Below are 24599 nucleotides of genomic sequence, written 5' to 3' on the forward strand. Positions count from 1 at the left end.
AAATGATAAAATTTCTGCAATTTTCAGCCCTGATTTTCTATTCAGTACTGCTCTTCGGGCAGGACAGAGAGGAACTCTCTAGCCTGCACCGCCAAAGTGTGCGGCTGGCAGAGAAGGATACTGCACTGGTGGGATCATATTTGAAAATAGGGCTCTGGCATTTGGATGCCTCAGGGAAAAAAGTTTTTCCAAAATCAAAGGACAGTATTGTTTTTTATGCCGATAAAGCTTTGAAGCTGTCTAAAAAGCTGCATTATGGTATTGGCGAAGGGAAAAGCCTATTGCTTTACAATGACTACTATTATCAGATGTATGACCCTAGAAGCACTGTGTCTGCTGAGCAGGCCATGGAGATTTTTAAAAAGCTGAAATATGATAAAGGGATTGCGGAATCGTATCTCAGATTAGCCAGAGATTATGAAAACCCGGATGAAAAACATATTCAAACAGCCCTTAAGGCCAAAGAATTATACAAAAAAATAAAGGATCCCTTCAAGGAAGGCTGCAGCGCTAAAGTTATAGCTGAAATTTATCAGGGGCTAGGCAATTTTAAAAATGCACTTTTATATGCACAGGAGAGCGTCAGACTTTTTGCTGCGGCAAAATATCAAAAGGAGGAGCTGGTCAGATCGTACTTAATTATCAAACTGATATATTATTATCAGGGTGATATTGACAAATCATTTAAATATGGCTTAGAGGCCCTGCATTTATCGGAAAAGATCGACAGCACAAGCGAGCTTACGGCAAGCTGCTACTCGCATGTCGGCACACTCTACAGTTTTACGAATAAAAAAGAGCAGGCCCTGGAATACCTTAAAAAAGCCTTGGAGATTTCCTATCAGTACAACAATATCAATTTTACGGCAATTACCACCAGCAACCTTGTCCAGATACTGATGAACTTAAAAAGGGAAAAGCAGGCAGCGGAGTATCTTAAAAAAATTGAAAATTATAATCTTGATTTTGAGTCAAAAGTTGCGTTTATCAGCAAAAGTATTTTGGTATATGCAGAACTTGGGAGATTTTCTAAAGCTGATACATACGTGCGGCAGGCCTTAGAGATACTTAAAAGGACTGAGGAAAATGTAATTGTCTGCAGGCTGTATCTCCCGCTTGCGAAATATTATTTTTCAGTTAAACAGTATTCTCTTTCACGCCTTTACTATGAAAAAAATAAGAAGTGGGCTCTTAAAACCAATAATAAGTTTATCCTTCAGACCATCTACGAACAGCTTTTTATTATTGATTCAATCCAGTCGGATTATAAATCAGCGATACAGAATCTCCAGTTTTATCAATTGTACAAGGATTCCATTTTGAATGAAGAAGCATCAAAAAGAATTGAAGAGCTGACCCTGCAGTACCAGGTGGTCAAAAAAGATAAGGATCTGAAGGCTAAGGAAAACAACAACAAACTGCTCGTTAAGCAGAACAAGCTTCAGGAAGAAAAGCTCTGGCGTTCCAACCTGATTCGAAATCTAAGTGTTTTAGGGGTTTTGGTGCTGGGAATATTTATTGCCCTGCTCTATAACAGGCATAAGACCAACAAAAGGAACAACAGGCTCCTGCAGCAGCAGCAGGACGAAATTGCGGAAAATAATGAGGCTCTAAGCCATCTTGTTACCGAGAAAGACTGGCTTCTGAAAGAAATACATCACAGGGTCAAGAATAATCTGCATATGATTATGAGCCTTCTTAACAGCCAGTCGTATTTTCTGCAGGATAAAGCCGCCATTTCAGCCATTCAGAGCAGCCAGCATAGGATCCAGTCTATGTCACTGATCCATCAGAAGCTTTACATGGCTGATAATCTTTCGGCCATACGAATGCAGGAATATATAAGTGATCTGATCGAGTACCTCACCGATAGTTTCTCAGGAGAAAAAAAAGTGAAATTTCATCTTTCAGTACAGGAAGTTGAAATGGATGTTTCCCAGGCAATTCCTATAGGGCTTATCATCAACGAGGCTGTAACCAACAGTTTTAAATATGCATTTACTGATAGAGATGATGGAGATGTAAGCGTTATTTTAAAGGGAGGATCGGGAAGAGATTATTCTCTGGAGATTAAAGACAACGGCAGCGGCCTGCCGCAGGATTTTAGTATCGATAATACAAAATCTTTAGGGATGAAGCTTATAAAAGGGCTGGCTAAAGATCTGCAGGGCACCCTTGAGATAGAAAGCGATGCCCAGGGCACAAGAATCAAAATTGATTTTCTTCACAAAGACCTTCAATTCGGAAAATAAAATAAACTAATAAATTATCAATCATGTCACAGAGAGTACTTATTGTCGAAGATCAGTTTGTTGAAGCCAACAGTCTGGAGATAATGCTGGAGAAAGCCGGCTATACAGTATGCGGTATTGCACGAAGTGCTGAGGAAGCTTTAGTGCTGATGGAAAAAGAAAAGCCTAAAATTGCGCTTGTTGACATACAGCTTGCAGGAGAATTATCCGGCATTGAGCTCGCAGAATCCTTTAAGGCCAATAATATAGCATTCATCTATGTTTCAGCAAATTCAAACCAGCAGACCCTGATGAAAGCAAAAGCAACCCAGCCCTATGGCTTTATAGTGAAGCCTTTCAGGGAGAGGGACCTTTTAGTCACTTTGGAAATTGCAGAGTACAGGCATGAGAATGGTCTGGAGACTGCGGTGAGAAAAGTAGATGATTTTAGTGCGCGACTCAATGAGATTTTTGCCGGCAGCAATGATTTGAAAGACAAGATGCTTCTTACAGTCAGGGCGCTTCAAAACTGTCTGTCCTTTGATTATCTAGCCCTGTGCACCAATAAAGGATCATTTGCAGGACAGCTGATGAGCTTCCTGAGGATAGGATACGATGAATATCAGAGAATAGGTCTGGAGGAGTTTCAGGTCATAACAAATCTAAAAATGAGCGAAATTTACAAAAAAGAGCCAGTTGAAGATTTTGAACAGAAACAAGCCTGCTACAGCGGTGAAGGATTTGAGGCAGCAAAGAAGGGACATGACCTTATTGGCCTTATTGCAGATACTTTTAAGCTTAAATCATTATGTCTTATTCCAATTGTTCTGCCTGACGGGACCTATTTTAAATTTGCATTTTACAGCAGAAGATCTGATACTTACAATCAAGGGCAGAATGCGCTGATTGAGAGATTGAAAATTCCTTTGGCAGCTGCAGTGGAACATCTTCTCTATATGGAGATGAAGGGAAGCAGCGTTATTGAGGAGTTAAACGCTGAGGAGATTTTGACTGATGAAAAAATGAGCTCCGGTGCCTTTGATGGCATTGTTGGAAAAAGCCATTTGCTGCTGCGTGTTTTTGATGATATGGCGCAGGTGGCTCCTGTTGATACTTCAGTTCTCATACTGGGTGAAAGCGGGACTGGAAAAGAAAAGGTTGCCCAAGGAATACATGACGCTTCAAAAAGAAGGGAGAATCCCTTTGTGAAAATAAACTGCGCCGCATTTCCCTCCAGTCTAATCGAATCGGAACTGTTCGGGCATGAAAAAGGCGCTTTTACCGGAGCCCTTGAAAGAAGGATAGGTAAATTTGAGAGGGCGGATAAAGGAACTATTTTTCTAGATGAGATAGGGGATATGCCTCATGATCTTCAGGCAAAACTCCTAAGAGTGCTGCAGGAAAAGGAGATTGAGAGGCTCGGCGGAAGCCAGTCCATCAAAGTGGATGTGCGCATTATTGCCGCCACGAACCGCAACCTGGAAGAAGAGGTGGCTGCAGGAAGATTCAGGCTTGATTTGTATTATCGCCTTAATATTTTTCCTATTATTCTGCCTCCGCTGCGCGAACGCAGGGAAGATATCCCGTTGCTGGCAGAATATTTCATAAAGATGTATAATGTCCTGATGGGAAAATCAGCAGCAGGCCTCTCCGAGGGATCTCTGAACACTGCCCTTAAATATGACTGGCCGGGAAACATACGAGAGCTTCAGAACTCAGTGGAAAGGGCAGTGCTCCTTTGCAAAGAGGGACAGAAAATTGAGCTGGCAGTAGGTCCGCACAAAGGATGGAAAGAGACGGTGAGTGTCAATGAATCTGATTCCGAATTTAAATCCATTGATGAGATGGAACGCGATCATATTGTCAATGCGCTGCGCAAATGCAATGGAAAGGTATGGGGGGCCGGAGGCGCTGCGGAACTACTGAACCTGCCAGCATCTACCCTGAGCTCCAAGATGAAGAAATTTGATATCAAAAGAGATTTTCTCTGATTTGTTTTTATAATTGCAAAAAAGCCTGAATTGTCTGATTCAGGCTTTTTTGTTTATTTCCTATTCCATTTCAGTACAAGTCCGATGCGCTTTGCATTCTTCGCCAGGTTTAAGATTTTCCAAAGAGCTGAAAAATGTCCAAAAACTACCTTTTTTTGCCCAGCAAATACAATACTTTCTTGTGGTTACTATTTAATTTTGGATTATTCAAAGTGCTGTAAATCAATTCTTTTTTTTGATGATGCAGCATTCTCTTAAAGGAATTTTAACTAAATACAATAACTATGGAAATTTCAACTTCACAGGCATTTGATGCTTTAAGAAAAGCAATTGCAAAGGCAGAGGAGATCAAGGTGTCTGCAAATATTTTCATACTGGATACTGCCGGGCATCAAAAAGCCTTTATCCGTATGGATGATGCTTATCTGGGATCTATTGATATAGCACATGGCAAGGCTAAGACGGCAATGCTGTTCAGAATGCCGAGCCATGAGGTGGGAGAATTTTTAAAACCCGAAGCAGGGACTTACGGAATTGTGCAGACCAGCGGGGGGCTGGTAGGTTTTAAAGGAGGCGTTCCTGTTAAATCGGGTGATTCGATTGTCGCTTATATAGGTGTTTCAGGCGGAAGTCCTGACCAGGATTTTGAAATTGCCACTGCCGGCAGTAAAGTATAATACCGCTATTAAATAAATATTTTAAACCAATTAAATTAAAAAGTTATGAGTACTAAAAAAACAATTTTGATTACCGGAGCCGGATCCGGATTCGGAAAATATGCTGCCATTGGAATGGCTAAGAATGGGCATAACATCATTGCAACAGCGCATGTTTCATCTCAGGTGACTCCATTAAGAGAAGAAGCAGCTGCATTAGGGCTTTCAGACAAAATCAGAGTAGAGAGGCTGGATCTGACTGATCCGTATGACATAAAACAGGCCATAAAATGGGATTTTGATGTGCTTTGGAACAATGCAGGGATGGGAGAAGCCGGGCCTGTATGGGAAATTCCTGTCGATATTGTCAGAAAGAACTATGAAGTGAATGTATTTCTTCCGCTGACTCTGACCCAGGGCGTAGTTCAGAGATGGATAAGAGAAGGTAAAAAGGGAAAAGTAGTATTTACTTCTTCCATGGGAGGACTTTTTACTCCAGCAAACTGGGGAACCTATGTTTCAACCAAGCATGCTCTTGAGGCCTTTGCCGAAGCAATGCAGCAGGAGCTTTCGGCCTACGGAATAAAAATCCAGACGGTAAATCCTGGAGCCTACTATACAGGATACAATGAAACAATGGCTGACAATCCTTTCCGCTGGCTGGATGATTCGGTGAATTTCACAAAAAGAGCGGATCTTCGCAAAGGCTTCGATGATTTCTTTGCAACACCTGAAGGTAAGATGGATCCTCAGGAGATGATTGACCGAATGATTGATATTGTTCCAGCAGATGAGGGCAAGTTTAGAAATGTGGTCCCAAAAGTAATCGAGGATATGCTTAAAGTGCATCAGCTCAATGCATGGGAAAACACTATCTAGGATAGATCAAATAAGGAGCCGACAGGCTCCTTTAACAGCTTTAAAGATGCCAAAGATGAAATTACAGATACTTATTTTTCTTGCTTTTGCATATCTGGCGCACTGCAGGAACTCAATGGACAAAATACAGAAAGCATGGAAAGAGAAAACAGAGCAATTATTGAAGAAGGTTTTAAGAAATGGGCTGACGGTTCTGCAAGTTTTTTTGACCTTTTGGATGAAAATGTGGAATGGACCATTACAGGGGGGAGCGTCATTTCAAAAGTGTATACCAGCCGGGGGCAGTTTATAGAGGAAGCGATCATTCCCCTTAATAAAAGATTTGGAACCAAGCTAATGCCTAAAGTTAAAAACGTTTATGCTGACGGGGATACTGTAATTGTGCTGTGGGAGGAAACGGCGACTGCCGTTGACGGACTGCCCTATATCAATTCGTATTCCTGCCATATGACTCTCAAGGAGGGCAGGATCATTAAAGCAACAGCATTTTTTGATGCCATTGAACTCAATGCGATCTGGAACAGAATCAAAATATAGTATTCACTGCAACTAATTATTGGAATTTATTCCGGGCTGATTCTCCAGATCAATTCCTAATAAATCAAGTTTTTCCAGAAAGCTTTTTATTTTGTTTTTGGCATTTTGGCTTTTGCCCGAAAAAAATATCTCCGCCTGTTTTGTATCCTGGATGCCGGCTATCGCGCGTGAAGGGTGCAGAAAATTATAAAACTTGATTATGTCAGCATAGGGAAGTATTGAGGCGGTCATCGAAGCGGCCGGCCCTTCAGCGATTTCAGCGCCCGCATGACGGGGATTAAATACGGGGTTGTTGGTGTTTACAATTATTTTTCCTCTCATATCAGGAAGGCTTCTTAATACTTTTTCAAGGTTTTCATACGGCAGGAAAATGATAATAATTTCTGCCGCTGCCACCACAGCTCCGGCTTCCGCCAGCTTGATGTTTTTCTCCAGCCGTATTGCTTCTCTCAGCAGATTATTGCCTAAAGGATTATTTACAAATACTGTAAATCCAGACTGTGCAGCCCGCTGGGCCAGATTCAGAGTAATGCTTCCAAGACCTATTATGCCTATTTCCATAACCTGCAGATAAAAAATTAAGATTCATCGGGTCTCATTTAAACGACCAGCATGGTTTAAATATGAAGTAAATCTAAAAACTTTAATGGGTTTTTACTCAGGTACTAATACCTGTTTTTATTATTCTTTGCCATTTTGTATACAGGCTTGAATAAGATAGAATTCAAAGAAAAGCATCTTTTAAAAGAATCCGAATAGTGATAAAACAGAAAGAATGGAAGCGATTATTATTGATTCAGAGACAAAATCAGGGATTTATGCAGCCCTTAGCAGCAGAGAGGATTTTTTGGGGGACTATGGCAGTTTTGACCGGATCATCATTTTTCTAAGCTGGATATGGCCTCTTGATCAAATGCCTTCCAGAGAACCGAAATTTTCAAATACTTATCAGGAAACCAAACAGAATATGTTGCTCAGTTCAGAATGGGATTGTAATTATCTGTTTCTGGAATACCTGAATCTTTTGGACGGACCAGATGAATATTATATTTCATTTTTGGAAAAAGTGGTCAGTCCTATGGTAAGAAAATCAAAAGATGAAATCCAGCAGTATGTAGATTTGATCAATAATCTTTTAAGCAGGTCGGGATCAAAACTTGCCGCTGTGGACTATTTTGAAGAACTGCCCTTGCATAAACTCAGGCCGAGACTGAGCATTGGAGAAAGGCCGGCGGAAATTCCTGAAAACAAAATACCGTTTTTCAAAAGCCTGACCGAAATTGACGAGTATCCCTGTTTTGTTCTGGTATATGACAACTGGAATGATTTTTCGATACGCACATTGATGCGGCTGTTCTACTGGCAGGCACCTTTGCAGTGCAGCAAAGAGTTTATAGTTAAAATTATGAGAAGAAACTGCGAGAAGACATGGGATGAGCTTAATGGCAAATTCTGGATGCTCGCAGAGGATTTCTGCTCCTGCGGCATCGATGAGAACTATTATTATAATATCAGGGAGCTGCTTCCCAATTCTTACCAGAGCGTTCTCTTAGCTATACGCGATGCTGCGCTATTTCCGAGAATAGCAGGACTTTTTGAAGGTGATCCTATTTATAATACCGCTCTGAGGTATGATAACTACAGCGAAAAACTGCTTAGAACGATCCGTTTTGATTTAAGCGGAATTGGCTATTCAAAGCTTTTCGGCTTTGGTTTTCCTTACCTGGATCAAGTGAATAGCCAGCATCATGTGAACTTCGATTTTGAACTTGATGAAGCTGTCGGGAACATGGTTTTCGGATTAAAATGCATGGGGACATTAAAAAAGAAGCAGCTCCCGGCAGTCTATCATAGGTTTTTTAAAGATTACCTGCTGGATGCAGCCGCCAGTAAAAATCTTTTTGGAAGCATAATTCTGATTTCAGAAAATAATGGTTTGGATAAAAATCAGACCTGGCCTTCTTCCTCCGTGCAGCATATCGGTTACGCTGGAAGAAATTCTTCTTCAGACCTGCTTTCTGAAAAAGAATTAAGGGAAAGGCTCTGTAAAGCAGCGGCAAAGATTTATGAAAAAGATGAAACAGAGAATTGGAAATCAATTTTAGAGATTTTTATTGACCGGACCGAAGTGTTGCAGCTTTTTGAACGCAGCCGATGGGGCTCTCTAAGAATCCTGCCGGATAATTTTCCAGCTGTATACTCAAAAATTACTGCCGGACAGAGGCTGCTGCTTTTATTGGCAGCAGAGCTTACGGCTGAGATCCGCTGGAATTCCCTGCTTTTTTTCGATGGAAGCGAAGCGATGCTTGATCAGCAGAATGCAGAGGATTTTACAAGCATCCTCTTTGAATTTGTCCAGAGATACAGCTCATTTAGCATAACAGCTTCTGATTCTTTTGTAATCCGCAGAGAATTGGAGTCTAGAAATATTCAGATTATAAATATTCAAGCCTGATATGGGATATTGCGTCTTGGTACTGTAAAATAGGCTTTCAGCTTTAAAGATTCGGTTAAAAAATACAATGCCGTATTTGGATTGTATAAGCATAAGTCGTTTTTATACAGCGTCTTAAGATGTAAAAAGAGATACTTTTGAAATGCAATAGCCTTAAAAATCAATTCATTAACTGTTAAAAAATAGAACTATGCTTGCAGTTGGAACAAAAGCCCCTGATTTTCTGCTCTCGGTGACAGCCGACCAAAAAGTCAGCCTGAAGGAATTAGAAGGCAGTAAAGTGATACTTGCATTTTATCCTGCTGACTGGAGCCCTGTCTGCGGAGACCAGCTTGTGCTTTACAATGAAACGCTGAAGTATTTCAGAAAGCATAATGCAGTGCTGTTTGGAATATCAGTTGACGGAAAGTGGTGCCATATGGCATTCAGCGAAAACAGAAATCTTCATTTTGGACTGCTTTCGGATTTTGAGCCTAAAGGCGGAACCGCAATGCAGTATGGTGTTTATGATGAAGAATTGGGAGAATGTAAAAGAGCAATTTTTGTGCTTGACGAAAAAGGGATCATCCAGTGGAATTATCTTTCACCGATAGGCATCAATCCTGGTGCCGATGGAATACTGGATGCCTTGGAAAAAATGGATAACAATAATAATCAATAATTATGTCCTTAACTGTACCTGTTAACGAAAAAGACCATGTGCAGGGCAATTCTTCGGCTGTCGTAGAGCTGCTGGAATATGGTGATTACCAGTGCCCGCACTGCCAGAGAGCTTATCCTATTGTAAAGGAAATTCAGAGGGATTATGGCAGACAGCTGAAATTTGTGTTCAGGAATTTCCCCCTCGCACATATCCACCCCCAGGCAAAGATGGCGGCTCTGGCATCTGAGGCGGCTGCAAGACAGCATAAATACTGGGAGATGCATGACTATCTATTCGAGCATCACGAAGATTTCAGTTTTGAGAGCGTAGTGCAGATTGCCCGGATAATGAATCTCGATGTAGAACAGTTCAAGGAAGATATCTTTGAAATGGATATCGATACTTCTTCAAAGGTGGAGCAGGATCTCTACAGCGGCATAAGAAGCGGTGTTAACGGCACGCCGACATTTTTTGTCAATGGGGAACAGTTTTTCGGCAATTGGGAAAATGACCAGCTGAGGGATTTTCTGTATCAAAAAATGAATGAATGATTGAAATGCTTCAGAAGCAGGCATTTGAGAATTCCTGCCTGGCGCACTTATTGGATCCGGATATACTTAATTTTCTTTAAAAGAGGGCCGCGAGCCCAAAAGGCCTTCTGCCTCCAAATTTTATACCTAAGACGCACCGAAATTTTAAACGGCTGCCATTCCCCGTGGGGAAAGGCATGCGGTGAGGGATGTTATTATTTTTCGCGAATTAATTTTTAGAATTTATCATATGGAAATATCAACTTCACAAGCCAGTACCGCTTTAGACAAAGCGATGGCACATGCCGATGCGATTCAAGTGCCGGCCAATATAGCCATTGTAGATACCGCAGGATATATCAAAGCTTTTGCAAGAATGGATGATGCCTATTTGGGATCAATAGATATCGCATTTGGAAAGGCAAAAACGGCAATGCTCTTTAGAATGCCAAGCCACGAAGTGGGAGAGTTCTTAAAGCCAGAGGCAGGCACATACGGTATTGTGAATACCAGCGGAGGCCTTGTTGGTTTTAAAGGCGGCGTACCGATAAAATCAGGGGAAAGCATCATCGGCTACATAGGGGTTTCAGGGGGCAGCCCTGATCAGGATTTTGAAATTGCGACCGCAGGAAGCAAGCTGTAATGGAAAAAATAATATAAACCAATTAAAATACACTATTATGAGTACTAAAAAAACAATTCTGATTACCGGAGCCGGATCCGGATTCGGAAAATATGCTGCCATCGGAATGGCTAAGAATGGGCATAACATCATTGCGACAGCGCATGTTTCATCTCAGGTGACCCCTTTGAGAGAAGAAGCGGCCGCATTAGGGCTCTCAGACAAAATCAGAGTAGAGAGACTGGATCTGACTGATCCTTATGATATCAAACAAGCCATAAAATGGGATTTTGATGTGCTTTGGAACAATGCAGGGATGGGAGAAGCCGGTCCTGTGTGGGAGATTCCAGTTGATATAGTCAGAAAGAATTATGAAGTCAACGTATTTCTTCCGCTGACGCTAACACAAGGAGTGGTTCAGAAATGGGTGAGAGAAGGGAAAAAAGGAAAAGTTGTATTTACCTCTTCGATGGGAGGGCTCTTTACTCCTGCAAACTGGGGGACCTATGTTTCAACCAAGCATGCTTTGGAAGCATTTGCAGAAGCCATGCAGCAGGAACTTGCATCCTACGGAATAAAAATCCAGACTGTCAACCCTGGAGCCTACTATACAGGATACAATGAAACAATGGCTGATAATCCATTCCGCTGGCTGGATGATTCGGTGAATTTCACAAAAAGAGCGGATCTTCGCAAAGGTTTCGATGATTTCTTTGCAACGCCGGAAGGCAAAATGGATCCTCAGGAAATGATTGACCGCATGATTGAAATTGTTCCGGCTGATGAGGGCAAGTTCAGAAATGTGGTGCCTAAGGTGATTGAAGATATGCTGAAAGAACATCAGCTCAATGCATGGGAAAATAAAATCTAAAATAAAAAGGAACCATTTGGTTCCTTTTTATTAGCTGTAAAAGTCTATTGAAGAATGTCTTATAACTCGCTGCGAAGTTTCTCGCGGTGATTGCTGCCCCATACGGCAAGAGAGTGCAGCACTTCATTAAGGCTGTAGGTATACTCGGTTGGCTCATAGAGAACCAGAACGGGCTTGTCATCCAGCACTGTTCTTTTTACCAGACCGTTCAATTCGAGTTCTTTCAGTTCGCTGCTCAGGACCTTTGAAGTGATCCCTTCAATAACACGCTGTATTTCATTGAACCGTTTATGGCCGTCGCACAAAGCAATAATGATGCGCAGTTTCCATTTGCCGCCTAAAACATATAATGCATCCCCGACTGCACCAAGTTTTGCCGAGCATTTGATGTAGTCCCTGTTTAAATCTCCTAGAGTTGCAGGCTGTAAAGCTGTTTCTGAAGCATGATCCTGCTGGATTGTTTCTGTTTTCATGTAGTATATCTAACTCATTTAGTTTCCAAAAGGTAAGTGGTTTCCTTTTGTATAGTACAATATTTTAGATAGCAAATATATGTAATTTTGCTTGAAATAATAGTAAAGAAATGAAAAATATACTGCATGTGATTTCAAGCCCGAGAGGCAGCGAATCTTTTAGTGTCAAATTGTCAAATGCTGTTGTCGAGAAGTTTACGGAAAAATTCTCTGGCAGCAGCGTTACGGAACTGAATCTTTCGACAGACTCATTTCCTCACTTGGACGAGGCTATGATTAAAGCCATGAGAACCCCTGAAGATCTTCTGAGCCCAGAGCAGAAAGATTTATTGAAACGATCTGATGATGCCATTTCCCAGCTTAAGGAAGCTGATGCCATTGTAATTGGTATTCCGCTTTTTAATTTCGGAATTCCATCTTCTCTGAAGTGCTGGATCGATTCTGTCTTGCGTGCGGGCCATACCTTCAGCTATGATGAAAATGGGCCAAAAGGTCTTCTTTCGGGAAAAAAAGTTTACATAGCACTGGCAACTGGAGGAGTTTATTCTGAGGGACCTGCAAAAAGCTATGATTTTGTAGGCCCTTATCTTCATGCAGTTCTTGGTTTTATCGGGCTTACCGATATATCGATTATCCGTGCCGAAGGAACAGCGATGGCTGATCTTCAGCAAAATGCGCTGCAGAAGGCAATCAGCGCTATTGCAATATAATTCACCGCAAAGTGAATTTGGATTAAATTTTGGTTAATTTGATTGGATAAACCCGCTTTTAGGCGGGTTTTTCTTTTTAAGTAAAAATCAGAAAATGTAATTAAGAACCTTATAATGTCTGAAAATATTTTGATTATGATGAGATATATAAACAAAAAAAAACAGCTCTCTTGAGCTGTTTTTTAATGAATCACATAATGGTTTAATTAATCTGAATTGTGTGTTGTTTATTCTGTGATTTTAATTTTAGGAAGTAGAAATAAGAGACAGCAAGCAAGATTGAAAAAATGATCGGCGCTGCTTTTGCTGATGCTGGATCCCCGCTGAATGTATGAGCTATAAAAGCAGAAACAAATGTGATGGCAAATCCAAAATACGCGAATTCTTTCAGTTTTACAGGGATTGCAGGAATCATAAGGAATATAACTCCAATAATTTTGGCTGCAGCCAGTTCAATCCTAAAATAATCAGGAAACCCTAAATGGACGAAAGCGCCCTTAAGCTGTTCATTAGTCATGTAACCGTATGCGCTGTAAAGCATAACCAGAGAGACAAGTGAAGTGCTTGTCCAATAGATGATTTTATTTTTCATAGTAAAATTTTTATTACAGCAAAAATAGGGATATAAAGTGTTTGAAAACCAGTGCTATACAAAAGGTAAGCGGTTTCCTTTAGGATACTTTATCTTTAAAGCTCTATAAGCGCATTGCAGGTTTTCAGGTTGGCATAAAGGAGTTCTGCAGAAATTTACTAATGGATTGGGAAACAGAAAATAGTTGATATGCATAAGCGAATCTCCTTTTTTCAAAGCTTTAAGAAGACGGAAAGGGATAATTTAGCTGATTATTATCAGTATTTTTTTACTGAGTTAGCAATACAGCATTATGGAAAATCAAAATAAGAAAACAATAGCCGAAGCCTTTAAAAAATGGGAAGAAGGAACAGCAAGCTTTTTTGACCTTCTTGATGAGAAGGTAAATTGGACAATAACGGGCAACAGCGCCATTTCAAAGGTATATACCAGCAAACAGCAGTTTATGGATGAAGCCATCATACCGCTCAATAAGCGTTTTGAGATTAAGATCAGGCCAAAAGTAAGGGAAATCTATGCAGAAGGTGATACGGTGATTGCACTTTGGGATGGTTTGGCGGTCGCAATCGACGGGGAGCCATACAGCAACACCTATTCATGGTACATGACCATGAAAGACGGGAAAATTCACAAAGCAGTGGCTTTTTTTGACGCCATTGAGCTTAATGCCATCTGGAACAGGATTTCCATTGACCAGTAATCGAAAAGTATAATTTAAAAAAATAGCATATGCACGCAGGCCGACGTTATTCATTGCAGGAGTTTTTATTATGGTCCAGGAGAAATATTTATTATCTTTTTATTGTCTCGGCTGTTCCGGTATGGCTTTTCAAATTTGCAGGTTTTCATTGGATTCATATTCCATGGGCGCCTGTTACCCTTATTGGAACGGCTGCGGCGCTTATAGCGGGATTCCGAAATAATGCCACATACGGCAGGTCTTGGGAAGCGCGCCAGATCTGGGGTGCCATAGTCAACAGCAGCCGCTGCTGGGGAATCATGTCCGGGGATTTTATAGCTGTTAATGCTCCTGAACGAAAAAGAATACAGCAGGGGCTGATTTACCGTCATATTGCGTGGCTCACTGCACTGCGCTATCAGCTGCGAGAGCCAAGAGTGTGGGAAAATGTGAGAGTTCAGGCAAAATACAAGGAGTATTCCAAAAAATATTCAGTTCAGGAGTGGGAAAGTTCTTTGGAGGGGCATCTGGAACAGCTGCTCAGTAAAGACGAGATAAACAAAATGAGAAATGTTTCAAACAAAGCTACCTATATCATAAAAATGCAGTCAGAGCATATCGCCAGGCTCAACAGCCAGGGATTGATCGACACTTTGAAATATGTCGAAATGGTCGGGGTTCTAAAAGAATTTTACGAGCAGCAGGGCCAGTGCGAGCGCATAAAAAATTTCCCATACCCAAGGCAGTATGCGAGCATGAGCACTTTTTTTATTCATTTGTTTATCCTGATGACCCCTCTTGGCATCATATCGGAGTTCAATAATTTAGGAGTCTACGGAATCTGGCTCACCATACCTTTCAGCATGATTACCGGATGGGTGTTTCTTGTCCTTGAAAATGTAGGGGAGAGTACCGAGAATCCTTTTGAGGGGGGAGCTAACGATATCCCGATTACCGCCATGAGCCGTACCATTGAAATAGACCTAAGGGAGATGCTCGCAGAAAATGACATCCCTGAGCCCTTAAGGCCGGTCAACAATATTTTAATGTAGCATCATGCCGAATAGCTCAGCTGCACTGGTGTTTTTGAATTCATTTTGCGGAAGACAATAGGGGATAATCCTGTTGATTTTTTAAAATAGGAAGTGAAATGCGATGCATGCTGAAATCCCAGCCTGAAGGCTATTTCCTTAATGGAGAGCGAGGAGTCTTCAATCATCCTTACGGCTATGAAATTGGTTTTTTCCGCTATCCATTGATTGGCGGTTTTGCCTGATTTGCCTTTGATGATGTTGGAGAAATAATTCTCATGTAATTTCTGCATGCTTGCATAGTCCTTTACCTTGAGCTGTGTTGTGGTTTTACCGGTTCTCAGATGCTCGAAATGCGATTCAAGATTCTGGATAAAATTCTTCAGTACATCAGTGCTCCTGTCTCTTGAAGCTTCATTTGAAACCAAGATGGCATCCTTGGTTTCCAGAAGCAGCCTGATCAGCAGATTGGCAAGTATGCTTCTGCTGTAGGGAGAATTGATTTCATGCTCTGTATCAATGCTGTCGCATATTTCAGCCAGTTTCTGAAAAACACTGGGATCAGTATGCTCTGGAAGAGAAGTTTCGAGAAGCAGAAATGGAAATGTCTGATAAATATGGATGCCGGCATATTTCAGCAGAAAATGATCACTGAAGCTGTAGTGGTACACTTTGCTTATGCGGTTCCATTCAATCTCGCGAAGCCCGCCGGGATTGTTGAAAAAAAGCATTTTAGGCAATATTTCAAATGCCGCCCCGTCGCTTTTATAATGTCCGTTTCCGTCCATAACCAGCGTAATGGAGTATAGGTTTGTCCGAAATGGAGGGGATTTGTAGGGCAGGTCGGGATGAAGGGCCTTAATGTCCAGGCTCACAAAATCTTCATTCAAAAAGCTGCTTTTGGGAAGACCAAGATAATTCATTGTTTCCAGCAGAGTTCTTACTGTTTCTTCTTTAGGCTCCATATCTGTAAAATTGAAAATTTATATTTTCTGCAGGTTTCAAACTATGTTTGGGGATACTTCAATGGAAAATGCTTATGCCATAATTTTCTAAAGTTATATGGTGATATTCCGGTATGCTTCTTAAAATAGGAAAAAAAATAATTTTGGTCATAAAAGCCATAGATGCCGGATATTTCTTTGAGAGGCTTTTGGGTATGCTTCAAAAGATATTTGATTTCATCGATGGTCCTTTCCTTTATCCAGCAGTTAATGGTCTTATCAGTAGAATTGCTGATATGCTTGGAGAGATAGCTTTTGTCCAGATTCTGCAGATCTGCATAATCCTTGGTTCGGTAAATCCGTGTCGTTTTCCCCAAAGCGAGATCACTGAAATTTTTTTCCAGATTTTGAAAGAAAACTTCAATAATGTCATCCTGTTTATTGAGAGTCAGCGCCGTAAGGCCCGCAATTTTCTCATCCTTGAACTGCTGGAGTTTGATCAGAAGAAAGGTCAGCAGATTTCCGATGATCTCATATTTAATGGGTGAATTCGAAACGGCTTTGTTGTAGATATTCAGGCAGCTCTGTTCCACTGCGCTCATCTGTCTGGGGTTAAGGCATAAAATTACAGCATTGCTGTTAGCGATTGCAGAGAATGTCTTGATTTGGATTTGGCTGAATTTCGAAAGAAAAGACGAATTGAATGATATGTGATATCCTTTTGTGTTTTCCAGATGCCGGCACGAGATATATACATCAGGTTTTACCAGCAATATCCAGTTTGAAGTCAGCAGGTAGGTTTCACAGCCTACTTCATAAAAGGAGTGGGCTTCAGTCATTATGTTGAGCTGGAAAAAATCGGGTCTGCAGGTAAGCGACTGGAAAGGATAGGTGAATTCCAGATCTTCAAAGCGAACTATGGAAAAATCATCATTATCCATATAGTCAAAGACTCTCAGATCCATTGCTTGGATGATGTCCTTGATTTTTCTCATATTGGTCAGTGATGGTAACATGCCCTGATTCTTTGGTGTTGATATTTAGTTAATTATCACAATAAATTTAGTTAATTTAATTTGATATTATTACCGATTTAACTAAAAATAGCATTATTATAACCGTATTTTACTTTTTTAATACGATTGGCATTACATCATATAGATACAGCATTACTGTCAATGAAAAATACAGGTAAGAGAAGTCCTAAATTTTATTATAACAGTCTCATCACAAATTTTATGATCAGCATTTCCGGGACTGCTTCTCTGAAGGGGATTTTTTAAATGTTTGAAATTCATAAGCAAAAGCATGTTATTTCTATAATAATTCTTTTCTGCCGGACGTAACTTTGACTGTATTAAACCACTAAAAAAGAGCAGTCATGAAAACCACAGGAAATAATGATATTGTAAACTTACTTTTGATATTTCTTGTAATTCCTTTGCTGATAATACTGCTGCGAGTGTTTTCTTGAAAAACAAAGGCTTTGACAGTTTTGTCTTGATTCATACAGCAGTAATCTCTCAATTATAATTATTATATCAGAGCGGTAAGCCTTCTGCAATTCAAGCTTTTTTGGACGACCTGTTCTGTTTTACATGAATTCGTTCCAGGCATAGATCTGGTGTTCTTTTAATAAATCCTTGACATACGCTGGCACGATGTTTCTGAATCTGCCGTGCTGCTGGGGCACAATATCTATTATGTTTTCTATTATTTCCTGCGGATCAAAATTTGCATCAAAAAAGCTGGAATTCAGGCTGCCAGAATCGGTTCTGGATTGATTGGTAAGGAATGTTTTCTTTTCAAAGTCATGTCCAAGACCATTTGCATTGATGGCTGTCTGGCTGAGACCCGTATTGATGGTCTGTATTTTTATTCCGTGCGGCTTTAATTCATCTTTAAGCACCTCGGCTATGGATTCTGCGGCATGTCTGGTCGAGGAATATATGCCTGTTTCTTTGGAAGTAAGCATCCTGCTGGAGAGCGGGGAAATGAAGATTATTTTGCCTTTTTTGCCTTGCTTTATCCATTTGGATATGAATTTTTGCGAAAGCCTTAATGGAGCAATTACATTAATTTCAAAATTTGCCCTTACCAATTCCAGCGGGACTTCAAACACAGGTGCGGTTTGAGCGGCCTCGGTATTGATCACCAGAATGTCTATATCCCACTCCATTGCATAATTGAGGTCTGTATTGCTTATGATGTCGAGTTTTTCGACCAGCAGATTTCCGGTAATGCCCAGTTCCTGCGCTCTTTTGCGCAGCTCTGCCGTTTTGGAAGAGGCCTGCACTCCAGCAATTACTTTGTGGCCTAATGCGGCAAGGCCCAGTGCGGTTCCTTGGCCTAAATGTGATTCTGCACCGGTTATTAGAATTTTTTTGCTGTTTGTCATCGTTTTTGGGTTTGGTTAGCCGGTTTAGTTATTTAATTGAGCCTATTGTCGAATCGGGTGTAAAGCGAGGCTCCCGAAGCTGCAATTATGAAATCCTGCGAAGCTGATCCTCCTGCTGCAGATATGTAGCCTATAATATTTTCGTTCCGATAAATGGGCAGGCCGGCTGAAAAACTCACAAGGCCTCCCTCGCTGCTTTGGGCAAGTCCGTAGGATAATGGAATGGGAGTTATAGTTTCTCCCATAGCATGTATGTGCATGGAAAACAGACTGGTCACTTTGGCTTTGGTTATTGCCTTGTCTAGGATATCAAAACCCGAAGGGTAGCTGCTGATTTCAAAAGCTTTAATACGGCCCGAAGAATCCAGCACCACTATGCTCGCATTTACATTCAGTTCTAGGGCCTTCCCTTTTGCAAGGGAGGTTATTTCAGCGGTTTCTTGCCGTGTAAGATCCATTTTTTTAAAATTTTCAGACTCTTAATTCTCTGGTTTTTAGATGTCAAAGTTCCTTTTAAAATGAGAAAATGCTTATAGGAATAGGATGCCTGGATTTATGAATATCAAACTTTTTGGCCTCTAGAGTCCTTATATGACCGTAGGCATATAAAAGCTTGTTCTTTTTTTCTACATTTATTGAGAAATTTAAAATGAAGATATCATGAGAGAAACTTTGGATGATAAGGTGATTGCAACGCTTCGTGATCTGCCCGATATGATTCCTGTATTAAGGGATTCCTATCTGAACTGGTCCATTAAAGTTTTTAACAGAGAGATTCATGACTGCAGAAACTATTTATCTCCCAACCGCAGGGATTTTTACAAAATACTGATGGTTTCAGGCGGAACAGGGATTTTTACGCTTGGCCTTAACCGCTATGTGGTGGAAGAGCCAACCATACTGTTTCTTCACCCCAACGAGATTATATCTTGGCAGAATGTTTCAGGAGAGCCCAAAGGATATTATGTTCTCTTTAAAAAAGACTTCATAAGCAAGCACCCGATGCTCAAAGGGGCCATGGACAGATTCAGTCTGTTTTCTGATAAGTCAAAAAGCGTCATCCGAATAGGCGGGGCGGCCCTTGAAACGTTGAATCATTTATGGGAGAGCCTTTACACCGAGCAGCAGACATCCGGCGAGCTTGGTTATGAGGCAATGCAGGCATACATGCAGCTGCTGATGATAGAAGCGCTGCGCAATTCGAGTTTTCCTGAGCCCAATGCCACAAATACGGAGTTTTTCTTAGTGCATAAATTTTTCAGCCTTTTGGAAGAGGAAGCATCCGATGTTAATTACGAAAAACCTATAAAGCTCAGAACGGCAAAAGAATTCGCTTCGGCCATGGATCTGCATCCAAATTATCTCAACAGGGTTCTTAAGAAGTATACTGGACAGAATGTAAGCACCCATATAAAAGGACGGCTTTTGGAAGAATGCAAAGTTCTTCTGGCGCAGACCAGCTGGACTTTAGAGGAAATAAGCTTTTCAATTGGTTTTTCCGATCAGCCGAATTTTAGTTTTTTCTTCAAGAAAAACACTGGATTGACCCCTACAGAATTCAGAAAGAGCCTTACGGAAATTTAATCAAAGAAAAATCCCAGACTAGCTGGCCAGACTGGGATTTCATTTTTAGAGTGCCAGCTTCTGATGATTATTTCTGATCATCATGATCTGTACTTGTAACAATATCTTTCCATTGTTCCATCTCTTCGGAATATGCTTTCATTTTTGCATAAAACTGGTTGTAGGTATCAGTTCCAAGAGGAAGATGTACTGGAGGTTTTTCAGAAGCCGCAAGCCTTATAAACGCCTGAGCCAGTTTTTTTGGATCCCCAGGCTGGTTTTTATTGGCTCCTGCAGCAAATTGTCTCATTGCACCTACAGTTTCGCTGTAGTCTTCAATTTCGTTTTCTGTCTTTACAAGACTTGATTTGTCAAGGAAATCTGTTCTGAAAAATCCAGGTGCAACTACTGTTGCGTGAATTCCAAGCGGAGCAAGTTCCTGAGCAAGAGCTTCAGTAATCCCCTCAACGGCAAATTTGGTTGATCCATACACCCCCCATCCGATAAAACCAAACAGGCCGCCAATTGAGGAGATATTTATAATATGGCCCGATTTCTGTCTGCGCATCTGAGGCAGTACAGAACGGATCATGTTTAGTGTTCCAAATACGTTTACTTCATAATTTTGTCTTGCTTCTTTATCTGTTGCTTCTTCAACTCCAGCCAATATTCCATAGCCTGCGTTGTTTACTAAAACGTCTATAGATCCAAATTCAGCCACAGCTTTCTCTGCTGCCTGTTTTGCATTTTCTTCGTTGGTGATGTCAAGAACCACCGGAAGAAGGTTCGGATTATTGTCAAATACCGCAGCAAGCTGCTCTGGATTGTTTCTAACTGTTGCAACAACCTTATCGCCGCTTTCAAGCACTGCTTTTGTAATATCAAAACCGAAACCTCTTGAAGCTCCTGTAATAAACCATATTTTTTGTGTTTTCATGATAATTATTTTTTGTTGAATTATTATGATGCAAAGTTCAGGCAGGAATCGGCTTTTTTTTATAGCATAAACACACCGGAATTTATGAATATCAAATATTGCCGGAATTTTTGTAAAATAAATTGGATTGGATATGGCTGAAAAGAGACCGAAAATTAACAGCTAAAATTAATTCATACATTCGATTTGGGGGCTGGAATATCTGAATTATGCTTTTAGGTTTGATTCATATGGGATGTTAATTTCCAGGTCATTATCTTCTCAGCACTGTCCTTTTGGAAGTTGGACTTTAATAAGAATTAGTAAGCACATCAGTTAAAACTGACACAAACAAATGTATTCTATTTTTATGAGTCCAGGTAGTATCCTTTTGTATAGCAGCTTGCTTTTTAATGCTTTGCAGCTGTAAAATAGCCCCTGTATTCAGGGCTTGCGTGAATTTATATATATTCATGACATATTGTTATACATATCAAAGAATGATTTTTCCGAACCGATATATGTCGCTAACTTGGTATATGAATTCAAATAAAAGCCCTGCTTTAGAACAGAGAAACTGAGCAGATTTTAATTTTACAGAACTATGAATATCTTATTATTTGGAATAGCAAAAGACATAGCAGGAAAGTCAGTTATACAGTTTGAGACAGAGAATCCGGTTCATGTAGCAGATCTCAAAAACAGATTGTTCCACCTCTATCCTGAACTGGGGAATCTATCTTCGGTAAGAATAGCCGTTAACAATCACTACGCGGAGGAAGACCAGATTTTAAGCATCAATGATGAGATAGCATTGATACCGCCTGTGAGCGGAGGCTGAAGATTCTGTTTTTGGGTTAGACAGTCTTGACCTGGTTGAAGTAAAATCATTAATTAAACATCTGATAAAATGCTGATTGACAGCCATGATAGAAAAATCACTTATTTGCGCCTCTCGGTTACCGACAGATGCAACCTCAGATGCAGCTACTGCATGCCTGAGAAAGGTGCCATATTTTCAAAATCAGAAAAGCTGCTGACCTGCAGCGAGCTTCTTACAATTGCCGATGTTCTGATTTCCGAGGGAATAGATAAGGTTCGGATAACAGGAGGGGAGCCTTTTGTACGAAACGATATCATGGATCTGCTGCGGCATCTGGCAGGTAAAAGAGAACTCAAGCAGATCTCCATAACCACCAACGGAACGCTTATCGGCCCGCATATAGAAGAATTGAAAGAACTTGGTATTCTCAATATAAATTTAAGCATGGATGCTGTTCATGAATCCGTTTTCAATGCAATAACAAGAAGGAACTGTTTTGCGACAGTGTATTCCAACCTGATGAAGCTCATAGAGCTGGGATTTAACATAAAGATAAATTGCGTGGTACTCAATGGGCAGAATACCGATCAGATCCTGCCGCTGCTGATGCTGGCGAAAGAAAATAAAATATCGGTGCGTTTTTTAGAGGAAATGCCATTTAACGGGGGGAGCAGGGTCTTTGAAAGGATAAAGTGGGATTATAAGGAAATTCTAAGTTTCATAGCCGAACATCATCCGAATTACTACAGCCTTGTTTCCTCCGAAAGCTCAACGTCGCTGAATTTTAAAATTCCAGGCTATGCGGGTTCTTTTGGAGTGATTCCATCATTCAGCAGAACTTTCTGCGGCAGCTGCAACCGGATCAGGGTTACAGCAACAGGTGATGTTATTACCTGTCTGTATGCCGAGGCTTATCTTAATATCCGCGATGCAGTGCGGGTTAAAAAAAGCAGTGAAGAATTGGGCCTCCTTATCAGAGAAGCAGTCACGCATAAAGCAAAAGATGGCTTCAGTGCCCAGTTAAGCCACATTGAAAGGGGATCGCAATGGGAGTCTATGACATCCATTGGAGGCTGAAAAAATTGTTCTTATGGGCTAAAAATTAAAATGATGCGCGAGGAAAGATATAAAAGACAGACTGTGCTGAAAGAATTCGGTGAAGAGTCGCAGCGAAAGCTGCGCAGATCGAGTGTGCTTGTCGTTGGTGCTGGAGGACTTGGAACAGCTGTCATGCAATATCTTAACGCAATGGGAATTGGAACGCTGGGCATTATAGATAATGATACTGTGTCTTTAAGCAATCTCCAACGGCAGGTGATTTACAATGAAGATGATCTAGGGAGACCCAAAGTTGGAGCGGCTGGAAATTTTCTAAAAAAGCAGAATTCCCAAACCAAGATAAATATGTATTATGCCTTTCTGGATACGGAAAATGCACTGCGAATCATTGAGGGCTATGATCTGGTGGTTGATGCAACCGATAATCTCTCAGCACGCTATCTTGTAAATGATGCCTGTGTTCTTTTAGGAAAGCCCTTTATTTATGGCGCGCTCCACGGTTTTGAAGGTCATGTATCGGTTTTTAACTATAAGAAAGGGCCGACCTACAGATGCTTATATCCCCAGCCTCCTGCAGCTTCAGAAATACCGAACTGCGCGGAAAACGGAGTGTTGGGAGTTGTCCCGGGCATTATCGGGAACATTCAAGCTCTGGAAGCGGTGAAGGTTATCTGCAGGATAGGAAAGCCCCTTTCAGGGAGGCTGATGATCTACAATGCTCTGTTTCATGATTTTTATTTTATGGATTTCGAATTCCGTTCTCCCGCAATAGGCTGCCTTGCCGATACGTATGAATTGGCGTGCCTGTCAAATGGGGTGGACGCCAAGGCCTTTATGGAAAAATATAATAATGAAAAAATACAGGTAATTGATGTTCGGTCTGCTGAGGAATTTACTGATTTCAGCCTGAAGCTTTCAATTAATATACCATTGAAAGAACTCAAGAAAAAATGCCATCTCATAAACCGGAAGGAAAAAGTTTATGTATTGTGCCAATCCGGTATAAGAAGCCAGAAGGCAGTATCGATGCTGGCTGAAAAATTCCCTGATATTGATGCAGTGCAGGTCAGGGGAGGGCTCAATTCAATTTGTTTGTGAACTATAAAATGAATAAGAAGCCTTAGATGAATCATAAGAATATTTTTAAGGATGGAAGAATATTTAAATGCCTAAAGAAACAAATTCAATATGGACACACATGCAGAGATACATTTTTTAAAGAGATGCTGGTTCTTAGCGGTTTTGCTTTCTGTTTCCATCAGGGCAGCATCTCAAGAAAGACAGGTAATACACCAGAATCAGCAGTGGATTGAATATGCGGCCAGTCTGAAAATGAATGAGCAGTACAGCATATTGGTTGATGGAGGCTACCGCTGGATTGACAATTATATAACAGGCAAGATGTATTACATAAGAGCAGGAGTAAGTTATTCTCTCAGTGAGAATGTATCGGTGCATGCCGGTTTTGCACATGTGGGCTATTTTTTTGACAATGATAATCTGAGCCAGATAGAGCACAGGCCTTATCAGGAATTGTCGATACAGAATAAAGTCCATAAGATAGGAATTTTTCAGCGTTTCAGGGTTGAAGAACGATTTTTTGAGCCAATGAGCTCGGAATACCGCAGGCCCTATAATTGGTTTAACTGGCGTTTCCGGTATATGATTATGTTTAACATACCGCTTTTTGCATTTTCAAAGGAACACCCAGAGTATCGCATGTCCCTTGGGATTGGTGATGAGCTGTTATTGAACGCTGGCAAAAACATTAATTTTAACCAGTTTGATCAGAACAGGTTTCTTATAAGCCCTACTTTTCATTTTGGCAAAAATTTGAGCGTGGCTGTTACCTGGTCCAATCAGTATTCTTCCACTTTTACCCAGAACCGTTTTATTCATGCGCAGGTATTCTGGCTGCAGGTGCAGCAGAAATTTGATTTTTCGAATAAGAGATAGCTGCGGAAAGTTGTATCGGTTGTAATCGGGTATATGTTTT

Annotated in this window: 26 protein-coding genes; 18 read left to right on the top strand and 8 right to left on the bottom strand. The window is 40.8% G+C overall.

Annotation, left to right across the window (positions count from 1 at the left end; all coding sequences use genetic code 11):
* The first annotated feature begins 2 nt into the window (after positions 1 to 2).
* The 5 genes from FF52_RS23080 to FF52_RS03210 all read left to right on the top strand — a co-directional run bounded on the left by FF52_RS23080 (position 3) and on the right by FF52_RS03210 (position 6294).
* A complete protein-coding gene (locus FF52_RS23080; RefSeq protein ID WP_008462876.1) occupies positions 3 to 2252 on the top strand; it encodes a histidine kinase dimerization/phosphoacceptor domain -containing protein in 2250 nt (749 codons plus the stop codon).
* Between the two features lie 23 nt (positions 2253 to 2275).
* Positions 2276 to 4222 (top strand): sigma 54-interacting transcriptional regulator, encoded by a 1947-nt coding sequence (locus FF52_RS03195; RefSeq protein WP_008462878.1) that lies wholly within the window; start codon positions 2276 to 2278, stop codon positions 4220 to 4222.
* Between the two features lie 284 nt (positions 4223 to 4506).
* Positions 4507 to 4899, top strand: a complete 393-nt coding sequence (locus FF52_RS03200; protein ID WP_008462880.1) for a GlcG/HbpS family heme-binding protein — start codon at positions 4507 to 4509, stop codon at positions 4897 to 4899.
* 45 nt (positions 4900 to 4944) lie between these two features.
* The gene (locus FF52_RS03205) at positions 4945 to 5757 is read left to right on the top strand and encodes an SDR family oxidoreductase (RefSeq protein WP_008462882.1); all 813 of its coding nucleotides are present in this window, start codon (positions 4945 to 4947) and stop codon (positions 5755 to 5757) included.
* 135 nt (positions 5758 to 5892) lie between these two features.
* Positions 5893 to 6294, top strand: coding sequence for a nuclear transport factor 2 family protein (locus tag FF52_RS03210; protein WP_008462883.1), 402 nt, complete (start codon positions 5893 to 5895; stop codon positions 6292 to 6294).
* 12 nt (positions 6295 to 6306) lie between these two features.
* Here FF52_RS03210 and FF52_RS03215 read toward each other — a convergent pair whose 3' ends face one another.
* Positions 6307 to 6855: an NAD(P)-binding domain-containing protein gene (locus FF52_RS03215; protein ID WP_008462884.1), complete on the bottom strand. Its 549-nt coding sequence runs from the start codon at positions 6853 to 6855 to the stop codon at positions 6307 to 6309.
* Between the two features lie 214 nt (positions 6856 to 7069).
* Here FF52_RS03215 and FF52_RS03220 point away from each other — a divergent pair, with 214 nt between their 5' ends.
* The 5 genes from FF52_RS03220 (at position 7070) to FF52_RS03240 (ending at position 11415) form a co-directional block, all read left to right on the top strand.
* A complete protein-coding gene (locus tag FF52_RS03220; RefSeq protein WP_008462885.1) occupies positions 7070 to 8749 on the top strand; it encodes a hypothetical protein in 1680 nt (559 codons plus the stop codon).
* 190 nt (positions 8750 to 8939) lie between these two features.
* Positions 8940 to 9410, top strand: a complete 471-nt coding sequence (locus FF52_RS03225; RefSeq protein WP_008462886.1) for a redoxin domain-containing protein — start codon at positions 8940 to 8942, stop codon at positions 9408 to 9410.
* 2 nt (positions 9411 to 9412) lie between these two features.
* Positions 9413 to 9943 carry a DsbA family protein gene (locus FF52_RS03230; protein WP_008462887.1) on the top strand — a complete coding sequence of 177 codons (531 nt, stop codon included), beginning with the start codon at positions 9413 to 9415 and terminating at the stop codon, positions 9941 to 9943.
* 229 nt (positions 9944 to 10172) lie between these two features.
* Positions 10173 to 10565, top strand: a complete 393-nt coding sequence (locus FF52_RS03235) for a GlcG/HbpS family heme-binding protein (RefSeq protein WP_008462888.1) — start codon at positions 10173 to 10175, stop codon at positions 10563 to 10565.
* Between the two features lie 37 nt (positions 10566 to 10602).
* Complete coding sequence (locus tag FF52_RS03240; protein ID WP_008462889.1) at positions 10603 to 11415, top strand: SDR family oxidoreductase; 813 nt, start codon at positions 10603 to 10605, stop codon at positions 11413 to 11415.
* 59 nt (positions 11416 to 11474) lie between these two features.
* On the opposite strand, the gene FF52_RS03245 is transcribed toward FF52_RS03240, so the two are convergent.
* A complete protein-coding gene (locus FF52_RS03245) occupies positions 11475 to 11888 on the bottom strand; it encodes a winged helix-turn-helix transcriptional regulator (protein WP_008462891.1) in 414 nt (137 codons plus the stop codon).
* Positions 11889 to 11998: 110 nt separating this feature from the next.
* On the opposite strand from FF52_RS03245, the gene FF52_RS03250 reads away from it, so the two are divergent.
* Positions 11999 to 12598, top strand: a complete 600-nt coding sequence (locus FF52_RS03250; RefSeq protein WP_008462893.1) for an FMN-dependent NADH-azoreductase — start codon at positions 11999 to 12001, stop codon at positions 12596 to 12598.
* Positions 12599 to 12800: 202 nt separating this feature from the next.
* Here FF52_RS03250 and FF52_RS03255 read toward each other — a convergent pair whose 3' ends face one another.
* Positions 12801 to 13190 carry a DoxX family protein gene (locus tag FF52_RS03255; protein ID WP_008462894.1) on the bottom strand — a complete coding sequence of 130 codons (390 nt, stop codon included), beginning with the start codon at positions 13188 to 13190 and terminating at the stop codon, positions 12801 to 12803.
* Between the two features lie 292 nt (positions 13191 to 13482).
* Between FF52_RS03255 and FF52_RS03260 the strand changes: the two genes are divergently transcribed.
* A complete protein-coding gene (locus FF52_RS03260; protein ID WP_008462896.1) occupies positions 13483 to 13890 on the top strand; it encodes a nuclear transport factor 2 family protein in 408 nt (135 codons plus the stop codon).
* A 29-nt stretch (positions 13891 to 13919) separates the two neighbouring features.
* The gene (locus FF52_RS03265; RefSeq protein WP_008462898.1) at positions 13920 to 14921 is read left to right on the top strand and encodes a bestrophin family protein; all 1002 of its coding nucleotides are present in this window, start codon (positions 13920 to 13922) and stop codon (positions 14919 to 14921) included.
* 2 nt (positions 14922 to 14923) lie between these two features.
* Here the strand turns inward: FF52_RS03265 and FF52_RS03270 are convergent, their stop codons facing one another.
* The 4 genes from FF52_RS03270 to FF52_RS03285 all read right to left on the bottom strand — a co-directional run bounded on the left by FF52_RS03270 (position 14924) and on the right by FF52_RS03285 (position 18700).
* The gene (locus tag FF52_RS03270; protein ID WP_008462899.1) at positions 14924 to 15865 is read right to left on the bottom strand and encodes a helix-turn-helix domain-containing protein; all 942 of its coding nucleotides are present in this window, start codon (positions 15863 to 15865) and stop codon (positions 14924 to 14926) included.
* 41 nt (positions 15866 to 15906) lie between these two features.
* Positions 15907 to 16860, bottom strand: coding sequence for a helix-turn-helix domain-containing protein (locus tag FF52_RS23325; RefSeq protein WP_083847494.1), 954 nt, complete (start codon positions 16858 to 16860; stop codon positions 15907 to 15909).
* A gap of 578 nt (positions 16861 to 17438) precedes the next feature.
* Complete coding sequence (locus FF52_RS03280; RefSeq protein WP_008462901.1) at positions 17439 to 18242, bottom strand: SDR family NAD(P)-dependent oxidoreductase; 804 nt, start codon at positions 18240 to 18242, stop codon at positions 17439 to 17441.
* Positions 18243 to 18274: 32 nt separating this feature from the next.
* Complete coding sequence (locus FF52_RS03285; RefSeq protein ID WP_008462902.1) at positions 18275 to 18700, bottom strand: GlcG/HbpS family heme-binding protein; 426 nt, start codon at positions 18698 to 18700, stop codon at positions 18275 to 18277.
* Between the two features lie 202 nt (positions 18701 to 18902).
* On the opposite strand from FF52_RS03285, the gene FF52_RS03290 reads away from it, so the two are divergent.
* Positions 18903 to 19826 carry an AraC family transcriptional regulator gene (locus tag FF52_RS03290; protein WP_008462903.1) on the top strand — a complete coding sequence of 308 codons (924 nt, stop codon included), beginning with the start codon at positions 18903 to 18905 and terminating at the stop codon, positions 19824 to 19826.
* A 67-nt stretch (positions 19827 to 19893) separates the two neighbouring features.
* Here the strand turns inward: FF52_RS03290 and FF52_RS03295 are convergent, their stop codons facing one another.
* Positions 19894 to 20742 (bottom strand): oxidoreductase, encoded by an 849-nt coding sequence (locus FF52_RS03295; protein WP_008462905.1) that lies wholly within the window; start codon positions 20740 to 20742, stop codon positions 19894 to 19896.
* Positions 20743 to 21325: 583 nt separating this feature from the next.
* Here FF52_RS03295 and FF52_RS03300 point away from each other — a divergent pair.
* From FF52_RS03300 to FF52_RS03315, 4 genes are all read left to right on the top strand, one after another.
* Positions 21326 to 21562, top strand: coding sequence for a MoaD/ThiS family protein (locus FF52_RS03300; protein WP_008462907.1), 237 nt, complete (start codon positions 21326 to 21328; stop codon positions 21560 to 21562).
* A gap of 69 nt (positions 21563 to 21631) precedes the next feature.
* The gene (gene moaA, locus FF52_RS03305; protein WP_035690637.1) at positions 21632 to 22621 is read left to right on the top strand and encodes a GTP 3',8-cyclase MoaA; all 990 of its coding nucleotides are present in this window, start codon (positions 21632 to 21634) and stop codon (positions 22619 to 22621) included.
* Between the two features lie 30 nt (positions 22622 to 22651).
* Entirely contained in the window at positions 22652 to 23701 is a 1050-nt protein-coding gene (locus FF52_RS03310) for a HesA/MoeB/ThiF family protein (RefSeq protein WP_316928749.1), read from the top strand.
* A gap of 90 nt (positions 23702 to 23791) precedes the next feature.
* On the top strand, positions 23792 to 24559 hold the full coding sequence (locus FF52_RS03315; RefSeq protein WP_008462914.1) for a DUF2490 domain-containing protein: 768 nt from the start codon (positions 23792 to 23794) through the stop codon (positions 24557 to 24559).
* The last annotated feature ends 40 nt before the right edge of the window (positions 24560 to 24599 follow it).

It is taken from the genome of Flavobacterium sp. F52, assembly GCF_000278705.1.
Classification (GTDB): Bacteria; Bacteroidota; Bacteroidia; order Flavobacteriales; family Flavobacteriaceae; genus Flavobacterium; species Flavobacterium anhuiense.